This is a genomic window from Actinomycetospora straminea, from assembly GCF_028737255.1.
GTDB classification, from domain to species: Bacteria; Actinomycetota; Actinomycetes; order Mycobacteriales; family Pseudonocardiaceae; genus Actinomycetospora; species Actinomycetospora straminea.
Map to the genome: position 1 here is coordinate 240,560 of NZ_JAQZAN010000005.1, position 20,398 is coordinate 260,957.

The following is a 20,398-nucleotide window of genomic DNA, read 5'->3' on the forward strand; positions in this document are numbered from 1 at the left end:
TCCCCCGGCTCCCCGGTCGGCCCGTGCCGGCGTGTCCACGCAGGTCACCGGGCCGTCCGGGTCGCGGGCGAGGGCTCCGTTCCACGGGAAACGTCGCCACCCGCCCTCGACCTCGACTCGTTGGCCGCGCCAAGGGGATGCGCACGCCAGCACTCCTTCGTCGCGCTGTCCTGCGATCCCCGGCACGACTACACGTCGAGGAACCGCACGTCCTTGGCGTTGCGGGTGATGAACGAGCGACGCGACTCGACGTCCTCGCCCATGAGCACGCTGAACAGCTCGTCGGCCGTGGCCGCATCGTCCAGCGTCACCTGCTGCATCAGCCGGGTCTCCGGGTCCATCGTGGTCTCCCAGAGCTCCTTGGCGTTCATCTCGCCGAGGCCCTTGTACCGCTGGATGCCCTCGTCCTTGTTGATCTTCTTCCCGGCCGCGCGGCCGGCCTCGAGCAGCGCGTCGCGCTCGCGGTCGGAGTACGCGAACTCGGGCTCGGCGTTCCGGCCACCCCACTTGATCTTGTAGAGCGGCGGCATCGCCAGGAAGACGTGGCCGTTCTCGATCAGCGGGCGCATGAAACGGAACAGCAGCGTCAGCAGCAGCGTGCGGATGTGCTGGCCGTCGACGTCGGCGTCGGCCATCAGCACGATCTTGTGGTAGCGCAGCTTCGTCAGGTCGAACTCGTCGTGGATGCCCGTGCCGAGCGCCGTGATGATCGACTGGACCTCGTTGTTCTTGAGGACGCGGTCGATGCGGGCCTTCTCGACGTTGATGATCTTCCCGCGGATCGGGAGGATCGCCTGGAACATCGAGTCGCGGCCGGACTTCGCCGAACCGCCCGCCGAGTCGCCCTCGACGATGTAGACCTCGCTGCGCTCGGGGTCGTTGCTGCGGCAGTCGGCGAGCTTGCCGGGCAGACCACCCAGGTCGCCGGCGGTCTTGCGCCGGACGAGCTCGCGGGCCTTGCGCGCCGCGAGGCGGGCCTGGGCGGAGCCGACCGCCTTGTTGATGATGGTCTTGGCCTCGGCCGGGTTCGCCTCGAACCAGTCGGCCAGGTGCTCGTTGCAGACCTTCTGGACGAACGAGCGGACCTCGGTGTTGCCGAGCTTCGTCTTCGTCTGGCCCTCGAACTGCGGCTCGGCGACCTTCACCGAGACGATCGCGGCGAGACCCTCGCGGATGTCGTCACCGGTGAGTGCCGGGTCCTTCTCCTTGATGAGCTTCTTGTCCCGCGCGTAGCGGTTGACCGTCGCGGTGAGCGCGGAACGGAACCCCTCCTCGTGGGTGCCGCCCTCGGTGGTGTTGATCGTGTTGCAGAAGGTGTAGACCGACTCGGAGTAGCCGGAGTTCCACTGCATCGCGATCTCGACCTGGTGGCCCGTGCCCTCGGCCTGGAACCCCACCGGCTTGCGGTGGATCGGCTCCTTCGCGTGGTTGATGTACGCGACGAAGTCCTCGAGGCCGCCCGGGTAGTGGAACGTGCGCTCCTTGACCTTGGACACGTAGCCCTCGGCGTCGGGCGCCTCGTCGACCTCGCTCGACTCGTCGGCGTTCTCGGGCTTGCGCTCGTCGCGCAGCACGATGGTCAGCCCCTTGTTGAGGAAGGCCATCTCCTGCAGGCGCCGCGAGATCGTCTCGAGGTTGTAGGTCGTGGTCTCGAAGATCTGGGGGTCGGCCCAGAACGTGATCGTGGTGCCGGTCTTGCGCGTCTTGCCGGCCTCGGTGAGCGGGCCCGGGCGCGCGTGGTCGTAGTGCTGGGTCCAGACCTGGCCGTCACGGTGGATCTCGACGTCGAGCGCGGTGGACAGCGCGTTGACGACGCTGACGCCGACGCCGTGCAGGCCACCGGAGACGGCGTACGACTTGTCGTCGAACTTGCCGCCCGCGTGGAGCATGGTCAGGACCATCTCGACGGCCGGCTTCTTCTCCACGGGGTGGGTGTCGACCGGGATGCCGCGCCCGTCGTCGACGACCGAGATGCCGCCGTCGGCCAGCAGGGTCACCTCGGCACGCGTCGCGTAGCCGGCCATGGCCTCGTCGACGGCGTTGTCCACGACCTCCCAGATGAGGTGGTGGAGACCGCGCTCGCCGGTGGAGCCGATGTACATGCCGGGCCGCTTGCGGACCGCCTCGAGGCCCTCGAGGACCGTGATGGACGAGGCGCTGTAGTCCCCGTTGTTCTTCTTCTGGGCCGAGTTCTGTGCGGCTGCCACGAGCTCCGGTGTCTCCCTCGCGTGGGCGCGTGCCCGAGCGCGAGGCGCGCGGGCGGGTCCGTACCTTCCTCCAGTCTACCGGGTCGCTCGTGCAGAAACGGCCCGGGCACGCGGCTCAGCGCGTCACACGGCGCACGAAACGACCGTCGGAGGGTGCGACCGGCCGGGAAGGGTGGTTCGGGGCTCGTTCGCGGCTCTGACGCGGCTTCCCGACGCGCTCAGCCGTAGGTGTCGCGCGGCCCGCGGCCCGACACGTGGCGCGGCCCGCGCCGCCAGCTGGGGGCCGCGGGGCCGTGGATGCGCATGGAGGTGACGACGCCGTCGCCGAGCCCGGCGGCGAGGCGGGCGACGAGCTGGCGCTGGAGCAGGCGCAGCTGGGTCGCCCACGCCGTCGAGTCCGCCTGCACGGTCAGCACGCCGTCACGGAGGGACTCGGGACGGGCGTGCTCGGCGACCTCCGCACCCACCAGCTCGGCCCAGCGCCCGAACACCGAGCCGTTCGCCAGCTTCGGCGCCCAGCCGCGGTCGCCGGAGAGGCGGGAGGCGAGGCGGCCGAGGGTCTGGGGGTCGCGGTCGTCGGCGCCGGACCCCGACCAGCCACGACGCCGGGGTCGGCCGAGGCCGCCGCCGCGGCGCACCGGCCGCACCCCCGCAGCCCCGCCGCCCGGACCGCCCTCCCGCGCCCGGCGCTCGGCCGACGCGGCCCGGGCCGCGGCGAGCGCGTCGCGGGCGAGGTCGGCGCCCCGGCGCGGGCCGTCGTGACCGCTCGGCGCAGCGCTTCCGTCCGTACCCGGATCATCCGGCTCGGGGGTGTGGACAGCGTGGTCGGGACGGCGCTGCTGGTCGCGGCCCGGATCCGGACCCGGAGCACCCGCCGGCCGGCCCACGTCGCCCGAGTTGTCCACAGCATCCACAGGTCTGTCCCCAGGACCTCCACCGATGTCACGCGTCCGGGCCACCAGAACCACCCCCTGTCGTCCCACCGACCGCCGTCATCTCACGCACCGTGCCGGAATCGACCACGTAGCGTGCTCCCTGCAGGTCGTCGGGCACGTCGTCGTCCACGGCCGCAGTGACGAGGACCTGCTCGGCGCGCGCGGCGGTCCGCGCGAGCGCCCGGCGGCGCCGCACGTCGAGCTCGGCGAACACGTCGTCGAGCACGAGCACCGGCTCCGAGCCCTCGCCGCTCAGCAGCTCGAACCCGCCCAGGCGCAGCGCGAGCGCCAGCGACCACGACTCGCCGTGGCTGGCGTAGCCCTTGGCCGGGCCCTCGCCGAGGGTGAGCTCGAGGTCGTCGCGGTGCGGGCCGACCAGACACACCCCGCGCTCGATCTCCTGGTGGCGCCGCCGGCGCATCTCCTCGAGCAGCAGCGCCTCGACCTCCGCCGCCCGGGGGACGCCCGCCGCCGGCGCCCCGAGCGCGTCCACGCTCTCGGCGCGGGAGCGGTAGCGCGCGCCGACCGGCTCGGACTCGGGCGCCACCTCGGCGTAGGCCTGGGTCACGTGGGGCGCGAGGGCCGCGGTCAGCTCGAGGCGGCCGGTGACGAGCGCGGCCCCGGCCCGGGCGAGGTGGGCGTCCCAGACGTCGAGGGTGCTCGTGTCGCCGCGGGCGTTCTTCGCGGTCTTGAGCAGCGCCGAGCGCTGGCGCAGCACCTTGTCGTAGTCGGCGCGCACCCCGGCCCAGCGCGGCGCGCGGGCGACCAGCAGCTCGTCGAGGAAGCGCCGGCGCTCACCGGGGTCGCCGCGGACGAGCGCGAGGTCCTCGGGCGCGAACACCACGGTGCGCACGATCCCGAGCACCTCGCGCGGGCTGCGCACCGGCGCGCGGTTGACCCGCGCCCGGTTGGCCCTCCCGCTCGCGATCTCGACCTGGACCGTCAGCTCGCGGCCCTCATTCACCGCCACCGCCCGCACCGTCGCCGACGAGGCGCCGCGCCGGATCAGCGGCGCGTCGCCCGCGACGCGGTGCGAGGCGAGGGTCGCGAGGTAGCCGACGGCCTCGACCAGGTTCGTCTTGCCCTGGCCGTTGGCCCCGACGAGCACCGAGACCCCGGGCGCGAAGGTCAGGTCGGCCTGCTCCCAGGAGCGGAAGTCGGTGACCGAGAGCGCCCGGACGTACATCTGCTCCTCCCGTCGCTCCGCTCTTCCCGGATCTTCCCGGACGAACCGCTCAGCCCCCGGTGGGCGGCTCGTTCGCCGCCTCGCCGGCCTTGTGCGTCGCGTGCCCGCCGAACTGGGCGCGCAGGGCCGCCACGGCCTTCATCGCGGGCGAGTCGACCTGCCGCGAGGCGAACCGGGCGAACAGCGCCGCCGAGATCACGGGCAGCGGCACCGCGTGCAGGATCGCCTCGTCGACCGTCCAGCGTCCCTCGCCGGAGTCCTCGGCGTAGCCGGTGATCTCGTCGAGGTGCGGGTCGGCCTCGAGCGCGCGGACCATGAGGTCGAGCAGCCAGCTGCGCACGACGGTGCCGCGGCTCCACGCCTTCATCACCGCGCCGACGTCGGTGACCGGGCCGCCGGCGTTGAGCAGCTCGTAGCCCTCGGCGTAGGCCTGCATGAGGCCGTACTCCACGCCGTTGTGGACCATCTTCGCGTAGTGCCCCGCGCCGACCGGGCCGGCGTGCACGAAGCCCTCCTCGCGCGGGCCCTCGGGCCGCAGCGCGTCGAAGACGGGCATCATCCGCTCGATGTCGGCCGCGTCGCCGCCCGCCATGAGGCCGTAGCCCTCGGTGCGCCCCCACACGCCGCCGGAGACGCCGCAGTCGACGTAGCGGACACCCTGGGCGTCGAGCAGCTCGGCGTGCACGGTGTCGTCGGTGAACTTGCTGTTGCCGCCGTCGACGACGAGGTCGCCCTCGTCGAGGAGGTCCGCGAGGCTGCGGACCGTGGAGTGCGTGGGCTCGCCCGCCGGGATCATCAGCCACAGCGTGCGCGGCGCCGAGAGCGCCTTGACCAGCTCGTCCAGCGACGCCACGTCACCGGACCCGTCGTTGGCGTAGCCCACGACCTCGTGGCCGGCGGCACGCAGCCGCTCGGCCATGTTGCCGCCCATCCGGCCGAGTCCGACCATCCCCAGCTGCACGTCGCGTTCCTCTCGGTCGGCCACCCCCGGACGGGGCGGCACCTGCGCACGGGTCGGGATACGCGCCGAACCGTAGGGGCTCAGCCCGGGAGACGCACCGGCATGAGGAGGTACAGGTACCCCGGACGGGGCTCGGGGAGGTCGTCCACCTGGTCGCCCGGGCCGGGCTCGACGGCGGTGGCCCCGGCCTCGGCGGGCGCATCGGCCGCCCCCGCGTCGTCGCCGGACCCGCCGGGCGCGGAGGCCGGGCGCAGCAGGGCGGGGCGGCTGGGCGTGGTGAACGACAGGTGCGCGTGCTCGGCGCCCAGCGCGGAGAGGCCGTCGAGCAGGTAGCCCGGGTTGAACGCAATGGTCAGCGGCTCGCCGACGAAGCGGCAGGCGAGCTCCTCCTCGGCGCTGCCCTCGTCGTCGCCGCCCGCGGTGAGGCGCAGCGTGTCGTCGGCGAACTCGAGGCGGACCTGCGTGCCGCGCTCGGCCACCAGGGAGACGCGCTTGATCGCCTCGACCAGCGGCGCGATCTCGATGACCGCCGCCGAGGTGTGCTCCTTGGGCAGCAGCTGGCGGTAGCGCGGGAACTCGGCGTCGAGCAGCCGCGTCGTCGAGCGACGGCCGCCGCCGGCCAGCCCGAGCAGGCCGTCGCCGCGGGCCAGGGCGAGCTCGATGCGCGAGCCCGACGAGGTCAGCGTCTTGGCGGCCTCGGCGAGGGTCTTGGCCGGGGCGAGCAGCGCGACCTCGCCCGACTCGCCGCCGCCCGCGCTCTCGCCCGGCTCCCACGAGAACTCGCGGACCGCGAGGCGGAACCGGTCGGTGGCCGCGAGCGTCAGCGTCGAGCCGTCGATCTCGATGCGGATGCCGGTGAGCATCGGCAGCGTGTCGTCGCGGCCGGCGGCCACCGCCACCTGCGAGACGGCCTGCGCGAACACCTCGGGCGCGAGCGCGCCGGCGACCGGCGGCATGTCCGGCAGCTGCGGGTAGTCCTCGGCCGACATCGTCGGGAGGCTGAACCGCGCGTTGCCGCAGGCGATGGCGGCGCGCGGCCCGTCGACGGTGACGTCCACGGGGTGCGGCGGGAGGGCGCGCGTGATGTCGGCGAGCAGGCGACCGGAGACGAGCGCGCGGCCGGCGTCGCCGATCATCGCCGGCACCTCGACGCGGGCGGAGACCTCGTAGTCGAAGCCCGAGACCGTCAGCGTGCCGTCGCCCTCGGTGTCGAGCAGGACGCCGCCGAGGACCGGGACGGGCGCGCGGCTCGGGAGGCTGCGGGCGACGAAGGCCACGGCGTCGGCGAGGGCGTCGCGTTCGACGCGGAACTTCATCGCGGGTCCTCCCCCTGCTGGGCCGGTGGCTGAGTCCGTCCGGCGTGGGTGCCGTCGAACGGAGGCGCCCCCGGCGCGGGTGCATCACGGTAGAGCGTGCAGGAGGGGTCCGACACTCCGGGCCCGGTCTCGGTGCGAGCCGATCGGGTGGCCCTCCGGGTCGTCCTGTCGCGTCCTCGGCGTGGCGCGCTCCACGCGTCCACACCACCTGTTCTCTTGGAGTTCCCTGAAGAGAGAAGAACAGTAGAAGCAGTAAGTCCTGTGCGTGGTGTGGATCGGGGCGATCGCCGCAGGTCGGGCGGCCGGATCCGGTGTGGACACCTCGGCGTCGGCGGTACCCGGATCCGGGGACGCAGCGGCGTGTCCGGTGGACGGACCGCGCCCCGGGCCTGCTCGTCCCGCCCATTTCCACCGGCGAGCGGCGGATGTCCACAGACTTGTCCCCAGCTGTGGGTCGATCGGGAGTCGAACGATCGCCGTGTGCTACCGCACACGGAGCCCGGCGCGCGGCACCGTCGTCTCGGCGCGTCGGCCCTGCTCCAGTGGTCACTCTGCGTCGCTCAACGTGACGCCGTATCTCGACGCAGCGTGAGATGTCGGCGTCTGCGGCGCGGGTCGGCGTCCTCGGGGCGGGCGTCGCGGGCGCGCGGGGAGGGCGCGCGGGGAGAGGCAGCGAGGGCGTCCCTCGCTGCGTGGGAGGCAGCGAGGGTGACGTTCGCTGCGCGGGAAGCGGGGCGGCAGCGGGCGAGCGCGAGGGGTGTGCAGGAGCAGCGAGGGCGTCGTCGGCTGCGTGGGAGGCAGCGGGGGTGACCTTCGCTGCGCGGGAAGCGGGCGGCCGAGGGCGAGCAGGGGCGCCGGTTCGAGCGGGGAGTGCACGCGGAGGAGCAGCGAGGGCGTCCCTGGCTGCGTCGGAGGCAGCGAGGGTGACGTTCGCTGCTCCCCCCGGGCCCTCAGCCGCGGGCGCGCTGCTTGATGCGCGCGGTGAGCTCCTGGACCTGCTCGTAGGTCCGGCGGCGCTCGGCCATCTCCTTGCGGATCTTCTTGTCCGCGTGCATGACCGTCGTGTGGTCGCGGTTGCCGAACATCTGTCCGATGCGGGGCAGCGAGAGGTCGGTGAGTTCGCGGCAGAGGTACATCGCGATCTGGCGGGCCAGGGCGAGGGCCTTCGTCTTGCCGGGGCCGCAGAGGTCGTCGATGGAGACGCCGTAGAACTCGGCGGTCACCGCCATGATGGTCGGCGCGGTGATCTCGGACTGGCGGGAGTCCGGGATGAGGTCGCGCAGCACGATCTCGGCGAGCTGGAGGTCGATCGGCTGCCGGTTGAGCGACGCGAAGGCCGTGACGCGGATGAGCGCGCCCTCGAGCTCGCGGATGTTGCGCTCGATGCGGTCGGCGATGAACTCGAGCACCTCGGGCGGGGCGGCCATCCGCTCGCCGGCGGCCTTCTTGCGCAGGATCGCGATGCGGGTCTCGAGCTCGGGGGGCTGGATGTCGGTGATGAGGCCCCACTCGAACCGCGTGCGCAGCCGGTCCTCGAGCGTCTCCAGCCGCTTGGGCGGGCGGTCCGACGACACGACGATCTGCTTGTTCGCGTTGTGGAGGGTGTTGAAGGTGTGGAAGAACTCCTCCTGGGTCCCTTCCTTGCCCTCCAGGAACTGGATGTCGTCCACCAGCAGCACGTCGACGTCGCGGTAGCGGCGCTGGAAGGCGACCTTGCGGTCGTCGCGCAGGCTGTTGATGAAGTCGTTCGTGAACTCCTCGGTCGACACGTAGCGCACGCGCATGCCCGAGAAGAGGCGCTGGGCGTAGTGGCCGACGGCGTGGAGCAGGTGGGTCTTGCCGAGCCCGGAGTCGCCCCAGACGAACAGCGGGTTGTACGCCCGGGCCGGCGCCTCGGACACCGCGACGGCCGCGGCGTGCGCGAAGCGGTTCGAGGCCCCGATGACGAACGTGTCGAACGTGTACTTCTCGTTGAGGCGGGTCTGCGAGCGGGGGGCGCCGCGGGCCGGGTCCGGGCCCGTGTCGCGCATCTCGCCGACCGGCTCGCCCGGCGTGCGCGGGGCCCAGATCTCGTGGACGGCGGCGAGGCCGTCGCGGACCTCGTCGACCTCCTCCTCGGGGTGGGCCCGGTCCGGGTTGTGCGTGACCCGCCCGACGCCGGCGGCCGCGGCGATGGCCTCGGCGCGGTGGGACGACGTGGGTGCGCTCGGCGACGAGGTCGCGGCGAGGTAGCCGGTGTCGGGCCCGGTGTCGGGGTGGTGACCGTCGCCCGACGGGTGACCACCGTCGGCGGAGAGCGACACCCGCGGCAGCGGCGAGGTGCTCGGGCCGACGTCCGGCGTCGGGCGGGCGCTGTGGTCGACGCGCACCGCGAGCGAGACGGGCCGGCCGATGTGGCGGGAGAGGCAGGCGACGATCGGGTCGCGCAGGGCGCGCTCGATCGCCTCCTTGGCGAACTCGCTGGGTGCGGCGAGCAGTGCGGTGTCGTCGAGCAGCCCGAGCGGGCGGGTCACGCGCACCCACGCCCGCTGCTGGGGGGAGAGCATGGCCCCGTCGCCCGAGCCGGCGGTGAGCTCGGCGACGACCTGGCCCCAGGTCTCGTCGAGGTCGAAGAGCTGGTCCGACACCGCGCACCCCCTCCGTCCCCTGACACCGTCGTGGGTACCGCCGACCCGTCGATGGGCACACGTGTCCACAGCCCTGTCCACAACTGTGCACGACGGCGCGCTGAGGGTGGCGAGCGGGTGCGACGGACGCCCCCCGACGCCCGGGTCCTCCACCCCCCGCTGGAGCCGATCCACCGGCCCCGCGCCGAGGCCGCGCCCTCGGCGAGTGGTGGACGCTAACAAGCACCCCACGGCGCCCACAACCTCCCCCGGACGGCGGTGCGACCCGGGGTGCACGGCCCGGTCGCAGCACCGGCTACCCTGGTCACGAAGCGGAGCCGCTGCCGTGCGGGTGGCCGGATCCGATCCGTGACTGACCGTGGCGTCGCCCTCACGCGACGCGTTGGAGCAGGAGAACCCGAAAGTGGCCAAGGGCAAGCGCACGTTCCAGCCGAACAACCGTCGGCGGTCGAAGACCCACGGCTTCCGGCTGCGCATGCGGACGCGCGCCGGCCGTGCGGTGCTCGCCGCGCGTCGCCGCAAGGGCCGCGAGACCCTCAGCGCCTGATCGCGCGCGGGTCCGACCCGCCGGCACGACCCCACGACGGGACCGCTCCTCGCGAGGACGCGGTCCCGTCGTCGTGTGCCGGGTCCCCGCGTCCCTCCCCGCCGGTTCCCCCGTGCTCCCGCGCCCCCTCCGGATCACCCGGCCCCAGGACTTCCGCCTCGTGCTGCGCCGCGGGCGGCGGGCCGGGCGCCGCCGCCTCGTCGTGCACGCCCTGCCGCCCTCGGACGTCCCCCCGACGCCGGACCGGCCGGCCCGGGCGGGGCTGGTCGTCGGCCGCGGCGTGGGCCCGGCCGTGACGCGGCACCGGGTCAGCCGGCGGCTGCGCCACCTCCTGCGCCCGCGCCTCGAGGCGCTGCCGGCGGGGACGGACCTGGTGATCCGCGCGCAGCCGGCGGCCGCCGACGCGACCTCCGCCGAGCTGGGCGAGGACCTCGACGCCGCCCTCGCCCGCCTGCGGCTCACGGACTGAACAGGTAGTTGCGCTCGGTGTCGACGATCCCCGTGACGGGCCGCCAGCCCGCCGACCAGGTGTGGGCGCGGTACCCCAGCTCGCCCGTGAGCCGGGCGAACAGCGCGTCGGCGCCGACGCCGTACTTGCGCGTGTGCCGGTCCTCGATCTCGAGCAGCAGGTGCGGGCGGTGATCCGCGAGCGTCGCGGCGCCGCCGTCGAGCAGCGCGCCCTCCGCACCCTCGACGTCGGCCTTGACCAGCGCGAGCCGGCCCGGCACGAGGTCGGCGACGGCCGTGTCGAGGGTCTCGACCGCCACGGTCTCGAGTCGCTGCCGCGGGAACTCCCGGTTCGGTCCGTCGTCGCACGCCCCGGCCGTCAGGAACGCCCGGCCGTGCACGGGCAGGCCGCGGCGGCGGGGGACGGAGAGCTCCGCGGTCCCGGGGACGGCGCCGAGGGCGACCCGGTGCAGGTGCACCCACGTGAGCCCGGCGGCACGGACGCCGAGCCGCAGCGCCCGGTGGGCGCCGCGCTGGGGCTCGAAGGCGTGGACCGCGCCGCCCGGTCCGACGAGGTCGGCGAGCACGTGGGTGTAGAGACCGAACTCGGCGCCGACGTCGAGGCACACGTCGCCCGGGTCGACGAGGTCCGCGAGACCGAGGATCTCCTTCTCGACGGCGGTGCCCCGGCGCGCGGCGGCCGCGAGGACCCGGTGGACGGCGCGGGAGCGTCGGGTGACACGGCGCCCACCCGGCGACGGTCCGTCCGCCCCGCCACTGCGTCCTTCGGTGGCCGGCCCTCCGACGATCGACACGGCGCGGATGCTCCCACGGTGGTGACGGGCGACCGCCGGAGCCCCGCGGGCGGTCGCTTCCCGGGGCGCGGACGGGCACCATGGAGCGCACGACCGGGAGCGGCGCGTGACGGGCTCCCGGCATCCCCACGGCGGTCGACCGTGGTCGCGACGAGGAGGACGGCATCGGTGGAGGACCGGGCACCGGTGCACGGCGCGGCGGCGGAGCCGCCCGCCGGTGACGCCCGGCAGCCGGACGCCGGGCGCCGGCCCTCGGTCGCCGTGCGCGCGCTGGTCGCCGTGCTCGGCTTCTACCAGCGCTGGATCTCGCCGATGTTCCCGCCGTCGTGCCGCTTCCACCCCACCTGCAGCGCCTACGCCGTCGGCGCGCTGCGGACGCACGGGGTCGTGATCGGCACGGGGTTGACCCTGGTCAGGGTGGCCAAGTGCGCCCCCTGGCACCCTGGAGGCCTGGACCCGGTGCCGCCCCGCGGGCACCGGACGCGGTGCGGGTGGCCCCGCCGCGCCGCCGACACGGGGGCCGAGACCCCCCACCACGAGGAGCGAGAGTCGTGCTGAACTTCATCTACTACCCCGTGTCGGCCATCATGTGGTTCTGGCACGAGGTGTTCGGCTTCGTCCTCGGGCCGGCCAGCGGCCTCGGCTGGGCGCTGTCGGTGATCTTCCTGGTCTTCACCCTGCGCGCGCTGCTGATCAAGCCGTTCATCAGCCAGGTCCGCTCGATGCGGAAGATGCAGGAGTTCCAGCCGCAGATCAAGAAGCTGCAGGAGAAGTACAAGAACGACCGGCAGAAGCTCGCCGAGGAGATGCAGAAGCTCCAGAAGGAGCACGGGGTCAATCCCCTCGGCGGCTGTCTGCCCCTGCTGGTCCAGCTGCCGGTCTTCATCGGTCTGTTCCACGTGCTGCGCGGGTTCCAGCCGAACTACCCGTACAACTACGTCTTCGACCGGGCCGACATCGAGTCGTTCACCAACGCCGACATCTTCGGTGTCCGGCTGAACGAGGCGATCGCCGGCGGCATGCAGTCGCTGGGCACCTTCAGCTTCAACTTCGGCGAGTTCCAGGCCCACGTCCTGCCGGTCGCGCTGCCGCTGATGATCCTCGCGGCCGTCGCCACCCACTTCACCGCACGCGTCTCGCAGCAGCACCCGAGCCCCGCGGCCGCGGCGAACCCGCAGGCCGCGATCATGGGCAAGATCACGATGTGGCTGTTCCCCGCCGGTCTGCTGGTCTTCGGTGCCTTCTTCCCGATCGCGATCCTCATCTACTTCCTGAGCCAGAACACCTGGACGCTCGCGCAGCAGTTCCTCATCTACCGCAAGATCGCCCGCGAGGAGGAGGAGCTGCGCCAGCAGGCCCGCGAGCAGCGTGACGCGCTGGCCCCGAAGCCCGGCCAGAAGCCGCAGGTGGGCCAGAAGCCGCAGGTCGGTCAGAAGCCGCAGCGCCAGCGTCCCGCCGGGACCACCGAGACCGCCGCGGAGGGGACGGCCGACGAGGTCGTCGACGGGGACGGCCCGGACGCCGTCGCCGACGCGGACGCCGACGTGCCGGACGCGCAGCCGGCCGCCGGGTCGGCGGGCTCGACGGCGGGTGGGGCGAGGGCCGCCGGCGGAGGAAAGCCCGGGAAGGGCTCGGGCCGGCGGGCGCCCGGCAAGGTCGGCCCCGCCCGCAACGGTGGCGGCGCCCGCCAGGGGTCCGGCAGCGCGACGCCGGGCAAGGTCGCCCGCGGCGCGAGCGGTGCGGCCAACGGCGCGGGCAACGGGTCGGGGGCATCGGGCGGCAACGGCTCCCACGGCACCGCCGGCGGCAAGGGTGGTGGCAAGGGCGGCCAGCTGGCGTCCTCGGGCCAGGGCAAGCGCGGCAAGAAGAAGAAGTAGCCGGCGGACGGCGGGTGCGGACGGCCAGGCCGTCCCCCGCCGTCGCGGGCCCCGGCCACCGCGCACGCCCCCCGGGCCGCGCGAGCCGGACACGGACCCGCACGCGCGCGTGGAGCGGCGCAGCGCGTGCCAGACGGCCCCCAGGGGCCCGGCGGAAGGAGACGGCGTGTCGGAGACGGTGGCGTCGCAGGAGCACGACCAGGAGCAGGACCAGGAGCAGGAGCAGGACCGTGCGTCCGGCACCGGCCCGGCCGACGACGCGTCGCGGGCCGAGCGCAGTTCGGAGGACCAGCTCGTCCGTGAGGGCGACATCGCGGGCGACTACCTCGAGCGCCTGCTCGACATCCTCGACTTCGACGGGGACATCGACCTGGACGTGGAGGCCGGCCGCGCGGTGGTCAGCGTGGACGGGGGCAAGGACCTCGAGAAGCTCGTCGGCGCCCGCGGCGACGTCCTCGAGGCGCTCCAGGAGCTCACGCGCCTCGCGGTCCAGCAGTCCACCGGCGCCCGCAACCGCCTCATGCTCGACGTCGCCGGCTGGCGCTCGCAGCGCCGCTCCGAGCTGACCGACCTCGGGCGCACCGCCGCCCAGGAGGCCAAGGACACGAACCGCGCGCAGCGCCTGCGGCCGATGACCCCGTTCGAGCGCAAGATCGTGCACGACGCGGTCGCGGCGGTCGGCGGGGTGCGCAGCGAGAGCGAGGGCGAGGAGCCCCGCCGCCGCGTCGTGGTCCACCCGGCGGGCTGAGACCGGTGATCGGTCCGACTCGCCGCGACGTTCCACGTGGAACACGGCGATGAGCACCACCCACGACGGGGCCGCCGACGGCAGCGGCCCCGTCGAGGCGCCGGTGGTCCCGGAGACCCCGGCGGCGGCCGCGGCGGTGTTCGGTGACCGTCTCGCGGCCGCGGAGCGCTACGTCGCTCTGCTCGCCGGGCCCGGTCACGAGCAGGGGGTCATCGGTCCCCGCGAGCTCCCCCGGCTCTGGGACCGTCACGTCCTCAACAGCGCCGCGGTCGGTGAGGTCCTGCCTGCCGACGCCTCGGTGGTCGACGTCGGGTCCGGTGCCGGCCTGCCCGGCATCCCGCTCGCCCTCGCCCGCCCCGACCTCACGATCACGCTCCTCGAGCCGATGGCGCGCCGGGTGGCGTGGCTGGAGCGGGTCGTCGAGGAGCTCGGGCTGGGCGTGACCGTGGTCCGGGGGCGCGCCGAGGAGCGCGAGGCCCGCCGGCGGTGCGGGGAGAGCGACGTCGTCACGGCCCGCGCCGTGGCACCGATCGGGCGACTCACCACCTGGACGCTCCCCCTCGTCCGGCCGGGTGGGATCCTGGCGGCGATGAAGGGTGCGAGCGCCGCGAGCGAGGTCGAGCGCGACCTCAAGGAGATCCTTGCGGCGGGTGGGGACGACCCCCGGGTGGTGCACTGCGGCGTGGGAGAGGCCGCGACCACCGTCGTGCTGGTAAGCCGGAGCGAGCGACGCGGCCCCTCCCCCGGTTCCGGACGCCGCGCGCGCGGCAGGAAGGATCGAGCCCGTGACCGACCGACCGACACCTAGCCGCTCTGTTCCACGTGGAACACCCGCCGACCGTCCCTCCGCCGAGAAGGTGCGCGAGGCCGTCAGCGACGCCGCGGCGAGTGTCGGGGCGGGCGTGCTCGGCGCCGGCGAGGTCCTCTACCCCCACGGTGACGAGGGTCTGACGCCGATCGCCGAGGAGGCCGCCCGCGCCGCGCGCGTGCTGCACCCCGAGGACCACCGGCTGCCCCGGCCCCCCGAGCGCCGCATCATCACCGTCGCCAACCAGAAGGGCGGCGTCGGCAAGACGACGAGCGCGGTGAACCTCGCCGCCGCCCTGTCGCTGCACGGCGCGCGCGTGCTCGTCGTCGACCTCGACCCGCAGGGCAACGCCAGCACCGCGCTCGGCGTCGACCACCGCAGCGGGACCCCGTCGATCTACGAGGTCCTGCTCGGCGAGATGACGATCGACGAGGCGGCCGCCGTCTGCGAGCGCTCCTCGGACCTCCTGTGCGTGCCCGCCACGATCGACCTCGCCGGCTCCGAGATCGAGCTCGTCTCGATGCTCAACCGGGAGTCGCGGCTGAAGAACGCGCTGACGAGCGAGGCGCTCGACCGGCTCGACGTCGACTACGTCCTCATCGACTGCCCGCCGTCGCTGGGCCTGCTGACGCTGAACGCGATGGTGGCGGCGCCCGAGGTGCTCATCCCCATCCAGTGCGAGTACTACGCGCTCGAGGGCCTGAGCCAGCTGCTCAACAACATCGCGCTCGTGCAGTCGCACCTCAATCCCGAGCTGCACGTGTCGACGATCCTGCTGACCATGTACGACGGCCGCACCAAGCTCGCCGACCAGGTGACCAACGAGGTCCGGGCGCACTTCGGCGAGGTCGTCCTGCGCACCGTCATCCCGCGCAGCGTGAAGGTCTCCGAGGCGCCCGGCTTCGGTCAGACCGTGCTCACCTACGACCCGGGCTCGCGGGGAGCGATGAGCTACCTCGATGCGGCACGGGAGTTCGCGGCGCGCGCGGTCGTGCGTCGCCAGCGCGAGGGTGAGGGAGTCCGATGAGCGAGCGCACCGAACGTCGCGGCGGGCTGGGGCGCGGGCTCGCGGCCCTCATCCCGACCGGTCCCCCGGAGACCGACGGCGCCCCGACCCCGTCGCGGCCCGGTCTCGGCCACCAGGCCGCGGACGTCGTGTTCGGGTCGCGGCGGACCCCGGAGCCGCCGGTGGACGCCACGGCGAGCACCGGGTCGGCGGCCGGCGCCGAGGTGTCCGGCGAGGTCGCCGGCGCGGTGTACCGCGAGGTGCGCCTCGACGGCATCCGCGCCAACCCGCGCCAGCCCCGGCAGGTGTTCGACGAGGAGGCGCTCGCCGAGCTCGAGCACTCCATCCGCGAGTTCGGGCTGCTGCAGCCGATCGTCGTCCGCGAGCTGCCCGCGCCGGAGCCGGGACCCGACGGCGGGCCGTCGCTGACCCACGAGCTCGTCATGGGCGAGCGGCGCTGGCGGGCGGCCCAGAAGGTCGGGCTCGAGCACATCCCGGCGATCGTCCGGCAGACGCCCGACGACACCCTCCTGCGCGACGCGCTGCTCGAGAACATCCACCGCGTCCAGCTCAACCCGCTGGAGGAGGCGGCGGCGTACCAGCAGCTGCTCACCGAGTTCGACGTGACGCACGAGCAGCTCGCCGACCGCATCGGGCGCAGCCGCCCGGCGATCACCAACACGATCCGCCTGCTCCGCCTGCCCGTCGCGGTGCAGCGCCGCGTCGCCGCCGGCGTCCTCTCGGCCGGGCACGCCCGCGCGCTGCTCGGTCTCGACGACCCGGGCGCGCAGGAGGAGCTCGCCGCGCGCATCGTCGCCGAGGGCCTGTCGGTGCGCGCCGCCGAGGAGGCGGTGACGCTCGCCCGGGGCGGGCAGCCGCCGGCGAAGAAGGCGCCGGCCCGCCGGCCGATGCACGCGCCGGGGCTCCAGGACCTCGCCGAGCGCCTGTCGGACACGTTCGACACCCGCGTGAAGGTCGAGCTGGGCCAGCGCAAGGGACGGATCGTCGTGGAGTTCGGATCGGTGGACGATCTGGAGCGCATCGCGCGTCTGATGGACTCGGGGCCCTCCCCGGGCTCCTGACACCAGGACTGATCGTCGGGGCCCCCAGCGTCGATCTGGGGGCGCCCTGAGATCGACGGAGAGCGCGGGGTCACTGCGTAGATCGCCCAGCCGGTTCGTCCACCTGGGGGACCCCGCGCCGGAGACGACGCGGGACGGTGCCCGTATCCTCCTCGCGGGCATCGGTCCGCCGGGACACATCGCGGACGAGCTCGACCATCGTCGGGGAAGGCGGAACGCGTGTCGCGGACCTGTGTCGGGGTCACCCTCGACAACATCGATGAGCTGCCGAAGCCGTGCCGTCGATGCGTCTACTGGGAGATCCCCCCACACCTGAGCGACCAGGCGGAGGACTTCGGCACCGTCGAGCTCGAGAAGGAGGCCTGGGTCTCCGGCGTGCTCCTCGAGTGGGGCTCGTGCGGACGGATCGCCCACGTCGACGGCGTCCCCGCCGGCTTCGCGTTCTACGCCCCGCCCACCGCCGTCCCGCGCGCCGCCGCGTTCCCCACCGCGCCCGTGTCCCCGGACGCGGTGCTGCTGTGCGGGCTGCACGTGCTGCCCGACTTCGCCGGCGAGGGCGTCGGGCGCCTGCTGGTGCAGGACGTCGTCCGCGACCTCACCCGCCGCGGCGTCAAGGCCGTCGAGTCGTTCGCGGACGACACCGAGCGCCCGCGCGCCGAGGGCCACGGCCGGACCGACCTGGACACCCCGACCTGCGTGCTGCCCGCGGCGTTCCTGCGCGCCGTGGGCTTCAAGACGGTCGCGCCGCACCCGCGCTGGCCGCGGATGCGCTACGAGCTGCGCACCGGCTTCAACTGGAAGGAGGACGTCGAGGCGGCCATCGCCCAGCTCCTGGGCTCGGTGACCATCTCGACGGCCCCGGCCGCCGCGCCCCCGGCGCGCGTGGGGTGCGGCTGAGGCAGGACGGGCGAGCCCGTTGCGTTCGTCGGACCGGCCGTCGTCCTAGCGGGCGGCGGCCGGGCGGTTGCTCTCGCGCTGGAGCACCTCGGCCCAGGTGAACGTGCCGGTCGGCTTGTCGTCCTGCCCGAGCAGGTAGAGCCGCTTGACGGCGACGAGGATCCCCTCGGCCACGACGTCGCGGAAGCCCGGGTCCAGCAGCGCGGCGCGGTCGCGGTCGTTGGTGAGGTAACCGATCTCCACGCGCACCGCGGGCATGCGCGTGAGCCGCAGGAGCTCCCACGGGCGCGGGTGCACGCCGCAGTCGAGCATCCGGGTGCGGGCCAGCAGCTCGCGGTGGATGAAGCCGGCCAGGGCCTCGCCGACCGTCGAGGTCGCGCCCGTTCCGGTGCCGAAGTGGAACGCGGCGAGGCCGTTGGCGGCGGGGCTGGCGTTCGCGTCGACGTGCAGGGAGAGCACGACGTCGGCGCCCGCGGAGTTGGCGAAACCGGCCCGCTCGGCGTCGGTGGGGCAGTCGTCGGGACCGTGGGAGAGCAGCGCCTCCATGCCCGCGGCGGCCATGCGGCCCTCGAGGCGGCGGGCGATGTCGCCCACGAGACCCGCCTCGGTGACCTGGTCCGCCCCGGTGCCCACCGAGACGCCGCGGTCGGCGCCCCCGTGGCCCGGGTCGATGACGATGCGCTTGCCGGAGAGCCGCGGGCCGGCACGGTGCAGGCGCTCCTGCTCGCGCAGCAGGCCCGGGCGCCCGCCGGTGACCTTGCGGCCGAGGTAGCCGAGGTGGCGCAGGGTGCGCGGCCCGCACATGCCGTCGGGGCTCATGCCGTAGTCGCGCTGGAAGCTGCGCAGCGCCTGCTCGGTCTGGCGGCCGAAGACGCCGTCGGCGCGGCCCGAGTCGTACCCGAGCTCGAGGAGCCGCTCCTGCAGCGAGAACACGTCGTCGCCGGTGAGCGGCTGCTGGGTGTTGAGCAGCAGCATGCGGTCGCCCAGCGCCCAGCGGGCGTCCCGCAGGGCCCGGTAGGTGGCGGGGCCGACGATGCCGTCGGTGATGAGGCCCCGCCGCTGCTGGAAGATGCGCACGGCCTGCTCGAGCTGGTCGTCGAACAGGGCGGGACCGGGGCCCGTCGGCTCGAGGATCCCCATCTCCTCGAGTGCTGCCCGGACCTCGGCGACCGGCGGGCCGGCGTCACCGCGGCTGAGCAGCTGCATGCACTTCGCTCCCGATCGTCCGCGTCCGGGGTCCGGACTCCACACCTCGTCGCGCTTCACTGAGGCCTCATTGTGCCCTGCCGCGCGGGTCACGCCGTGCAGCGGGGCGTCGTCGCGGGTCACGGTTCGGGCTCGCCCAGCGCACGCACGACGGCGCCGGGCGGTCACCACGAGGGGTGACCGCCCGGCGCCGCGGCGACGAACGGATCGGTGTCCGGGCTCCGTCAGGCCAGGACGTCCGAGAGGTCGTCGAGCAGGACGGACTTCGGCTTCGCGCCGACGATCTGCTTGACCGGCTTGCCGCCCTGGAAGACGAGCAGGGTCGGGATCGACATGACCTGGTAGTCACGCGCGGTGGCCGGGTTCTGGTCGATGTCGAGCTTGGCCACGGTCAGCTTGTCGCCGTGCTCGGCGGCGATCTCCTCGAGGACCGGGGCGACCATCTTGCAGGGGCCGCACCAGGTCGCCCAGAAGTCGACGACGACGGGCTTGTCGCTGCCCAGGACCTCGTCGGCGAAGGTGGCATCGGTGACGTTCACGGGCGCGCTCATCGCGGCTCTCCTCGGGTGTTGCGGTTGACTGCTCGGGCGATCAGGACGGGGCGGGGACGGCGTCGCCGGCGGGCTCGGACGATCCCTCGTCCACCGAACCCGCGCGGGCGGTCGGACCCCCGTCGCGAGCGTGGATCGACGCGAAGTCGTCCACCTCGGCACCGTCGACGCCCGGGGTGGGCGGCGGGGCGGTGTCGCGGGTGTTGTCGGGCTGCTCGGCGAGCCAGCGCTCGGCGTCGATGGACGCCTGGCACCCGCTGCCGGCGGCCGTGATGGCCTGGCGGTAGGTGTGGTCGACGAGGTCGCCGCAGGCGAAGACGCCGGGGATGTTGGTGCCGGTGCCGGGCAGGGCCACGCGGACGTAGCCCTCGTCGTCGGTGTCGACGACGTCGCGGACGAGCCCCGAGCGCGGGTCGTGACCCACGGCGACGAACATGCCGGTGACGGCCAGCGTGTCCTCCTCGCCGGTCACGGTGTTGCGGACCCGGACGCCCTCGACGGTGTTCTCGCCGAGCACCTCCTCGACCACCGTGTCCGTCCGGATGGTGATCTTCGGGTCCTGGCGGGCGCGCTCCAGCATGATCCCGGAGGCCCGGAACTCGCTGCGCCGGTGGAGGATCGTCACCGACCGGGCGAACCGCGTCAGGAACGTGGCCTCCTCCATGGCGGAGTCGCCGCCGCCGACCACGACGATGTCGTGCTCGCGGAAGAAGAAGCCGTCACAGGTCGCACAGGCGCTGACCCCGCGGCCCAGCAGTTTCTCCTCGCCGGGTACGCCCAGGTACCGGGCCTGCGCGCCCATGGCGAGGATGACGGCGCGGGCGTGGTGGTCGGTGCCGTTGACCCGGACCGACTTGACGTCACCCGTGAGGTCCATCGACTCGACGTCCTCGGGACGCAGGTCCGCCCCGAAGCGCTCGGCCTGCCGGCGCATGCGGTCCATGAGCTCGGGGCCCTGGATCTCCTCGGCGAACCCCGGGTAGTTCTCGACGCCCGTCGTGGTCATGAGGGCGCCACCGAACTGGCTGCCCTCGAACTCGAGCACGTCGAGCTGGGCGCGCGAGGCGTACACCGCTGCGGTGTACCCAGCCGGTCCCGAGCCCACGATGATGACGTCGTGGATGGTCTGGTCGCTCACGTGGGCGTCAACGTCACGGACCCCCGCAGGATTCCCCCTGCGGA

General features: G+C 74.0%; 19 protein-coding genes. 9 read left to right on the forward strand and 10 right to left on the reverse strand.

The features are described 5' to 3' along the window. Positions 1-188: 188 nt before the first annotated feature. The 6 genes from gyrB to dnaA all read right to left on the reverse strand — a co-directional run bounded on the left by gyrB (position 189) and on the right by dnaA (position 9,232). Entirely contained in the window at positions 189-2,207 is a 2,019-nt protein-coding gene (gyrB, locus tag PH190_RS10105) for a DNA topoisomerase (ATP-hydrolyzing) subunit B (protein WP_274231372.1), read from the reverse strand. 218 nt (positions 2,208-2,425) lie between these two features. Continuing rightward, positions 2,426-3,121 (reverse strand): DciA family protein, encoded by a 696-nt coding sequence (locus PH190_RS10110; protein WP_274231373.1) that lies wholly within the window; start codon positions 3,119-3,121, stop codon positions 2,426-2,428. A gap of 28 nt (positions 3,122-3,149) precedes the next feature. After that, complete coding sequence (recF, locus tag PH190_RS10115) at positions 3,150-4,328, reverse strand: DNA replication/repair protein RecF (RefSeq protein WP_274231374.1); 1,179 nt, start codon at positions 4,326-4,328, stop codon at positions 3,150-3,152. 49 nt (positions 4,329-4,377) lie between these two features. Next, entirely contained in the window at positions 4,378-5,277 is a 900-nt protein-coding gene (gnd, locus tag PH190_RS10120) for a phosphogluconate dehydrogenase (NAD(+)-dependent, decarboxylating) (RefSeq protein WP_274231394.1), read from the reverse strand. Positions 5,278-5,369: 92 nt separating this feature from the next. Beyond that, positions 5,370-6,605 (reverse strand): DNA polymerase III subunit beta, encoded by a 1,236-nt coding sequence (dnaN, locus tag PH190_RS10125; RefSeq protein ID WP_274231375.1) that lies wholly within the window; start codon positions 6,603-6,605, stop codon positions 5,370-5,372. 950 nt (positions 6,606-7,555) lie between these two features. After that, positions 7,556-9,232 (reverse strand): chromosomal replication initiator protein DnaA, encoded by a 1,677-nt coding sequence (dnaA, locus tag PH190_RS10130; protein WP_274231376.1) that lies wholly within the window; start codon positions 9,230-9,232, stop codon positions 7,556-7,558. Between the two features lie 403 nt (positions 9,233-9,635). On the opposite strand from dnaA, the gene rpmH reads away from it, so the two are divergent. Both rpmH and rnpA read left to right on the forward strand, forming a co-directional pair. Next, positions 9,636-9,779 (forward strand): 50S ribosomal protein L34, encoded by a 144-nt coding sequence (rpmH, locus tag PH190_RS10135; protein WP_133826811.1) that lies wholly within the window; start codon positions 9,636-9,638, stop codon positions 9,777-9,779. A gap of 112 nt (positions 9,780-9,891) precedes the next feature. After that, positions 9,892-10,248, forward strand: a complete 357-nt coding sequence (rnpA, locus tag PH190_RS10140) for a ribonuclease P protein component (protein ID WP_274231377.1) — start codon at positions 9,892-9,894, stop codon at positions 10,246-10,248. Here the strand turns inward: rnpA and PH190_RS10145 are convergent. Further along, complete coding sequence (locus tag PH190_RS10145) at positions 10,238-11,041, reverse strand: FkbM family methyltransferase (RefSeq protein WP_274231378.1); 804 nt, start codon at positions 11,039-11,041, stop codon at positions 10,238-10,240. The two genes, rnpA and PH190_RS10145, sit on opposite strands and share 11 nt — an antisense overlap. A 168-nt stretch (positions 11,042-11,209) precedes the next feature. On the opposite strand from PH190_RS10145, the gene yidD reads away from it, so the two are divergent. From yidD to PH190_RS10180, 7 genes are all read left to right on the forward strand, one after another. Continuing rightward, positions 11,210-11,599: a membrane protein insertion efficiency factor YidD gene (gene yidD, locus PH190_RS10150; protein ID WP_420791617.1), complete on the forward strand. Its 390-nt coding sequence runs from the start codon at positions 11,210-11,212 to the stop codon at positions 11,597-11,599. Continuing rightward, a complete protein-coding gene (gene yidC / locus PH190_RS10155; RefSeq protein WP_337993804.1) occupies positions 11,593-12,918 on the forward strand; it encodes a membrane protein insertase YidC in 1,326 nt (441 codons plus the stop codon). Before yidD ends, yidC begins: the two co-directional genes overlap by 7 nt. Before the next feature lie 166 nt (positions 12,919-13,084). Further along, a complete protein-coding gene (locus PH190_RS10160) occupies positions 13,085-13,666 on the forward strand; it encodes a Jag family protein (RefSeq protein ID WP_274231379.1) in 582 nt (193 codons plus the stop codon). A gap of 49 nt (positions 13,667-13,715) precedes the next feature. Next, complete coding sequence (gene rsmG, locus PH190_RS10165) at positions 13,716-14,474, forward strand: 16S rRNA (guanine(527)-N(7))-methyltransferase RsmG (RefSeq protein WP_274231380.1); 759 nt, start codon at positions 13,716-13,718, stop codon at positions 14,472-14,474. A 94-nt stretch (positions 14,475-14,568) separates the two neighbouring features. Continuing rightward, the gene (locus PH190_RS10170; protein WP_274231396.1) at positions 14,569-15,501 is read left to right on the forward strand and encodes a ParA family protein; all 933 of its coding nucleotides are present in this window, start codon (positions 14,569-14,571) and stop codon (positions 15,499-15,501) included. Next, positions 15,498-16,562, forward strand: coding sequence for a ParB/RepB/Spo0J family partition protein (locus PH190_RS10175; protein ID WP_274231381.1), 1,065 nt, complete (start codon positions 15,498-15,500; stop codon positions 16,560-16,562). Before PH190_RS10170 ends, PH190_RS10175 begins: the two co-directional genes overlap by 4 nt. 219 nt (positions 16,563-16,781) lie before the next feature. Continuing rightward, positions 16,782-17,459: a GNAT family N-acetyltransferase gene (locus PH190_RS10180; RefSeq protein ID WP_274231382.1), complete on the forward strand. Its 678-nt coding sequence runs from the start codon at positions 16,782-16,784 to the stop codon at positions 17,457-17,459. 45 nt (positions 17,460-17,504) lie between these two features. On the opposite strand, the gene PH190_RS10185 is transcribed toward PH190_RS10180, so the two are convergent. From PH190_RS10185 to trxB, 3 genes are all read right to left on the reverse strand, one after another. Then, the gene (locus PH190_RS10185; RefSeq protein WP_274231383.1) at positions 17,505-18,665 is read right to left on the reverse strand and encodes an N-acetylmuramoyl-L-alanine amidase; all 1,161 of its coding nucleotides are present in this window, start codon (positions 18,663-18,665) and stop codon (positions 17,505-17,507) included. Between the two features lie 224 nt (positions 18,666-18,889). Next, positions 18,890-19,216, reverse strand: coding sequence for a thioredoxin (trxA, locus tag PH190_RS10190; RefSeq protein WP_274203755.1), 327 nt, complete (start codon positions 19,214-19,216; stop codon positions 18,890-18,892). Positions 19,217-19,256: 40 nt separating this feature from the next. Further along, positions 19,257-20,354 carry a thioredoxin-disulfide reductase gene (gene trxB, locus PH190_RS10195; protein ID WP_274231384.1) on the reverse strand — a complete coding sequence of 366 codons (1,098 nt, stop codon included), beginning with the start codon at positions 20,352-20,354 and terminating at the stop codon, positions 19,257-19,259. Positions 20,355-20,398: the final 44 nt, after the last annotated feature.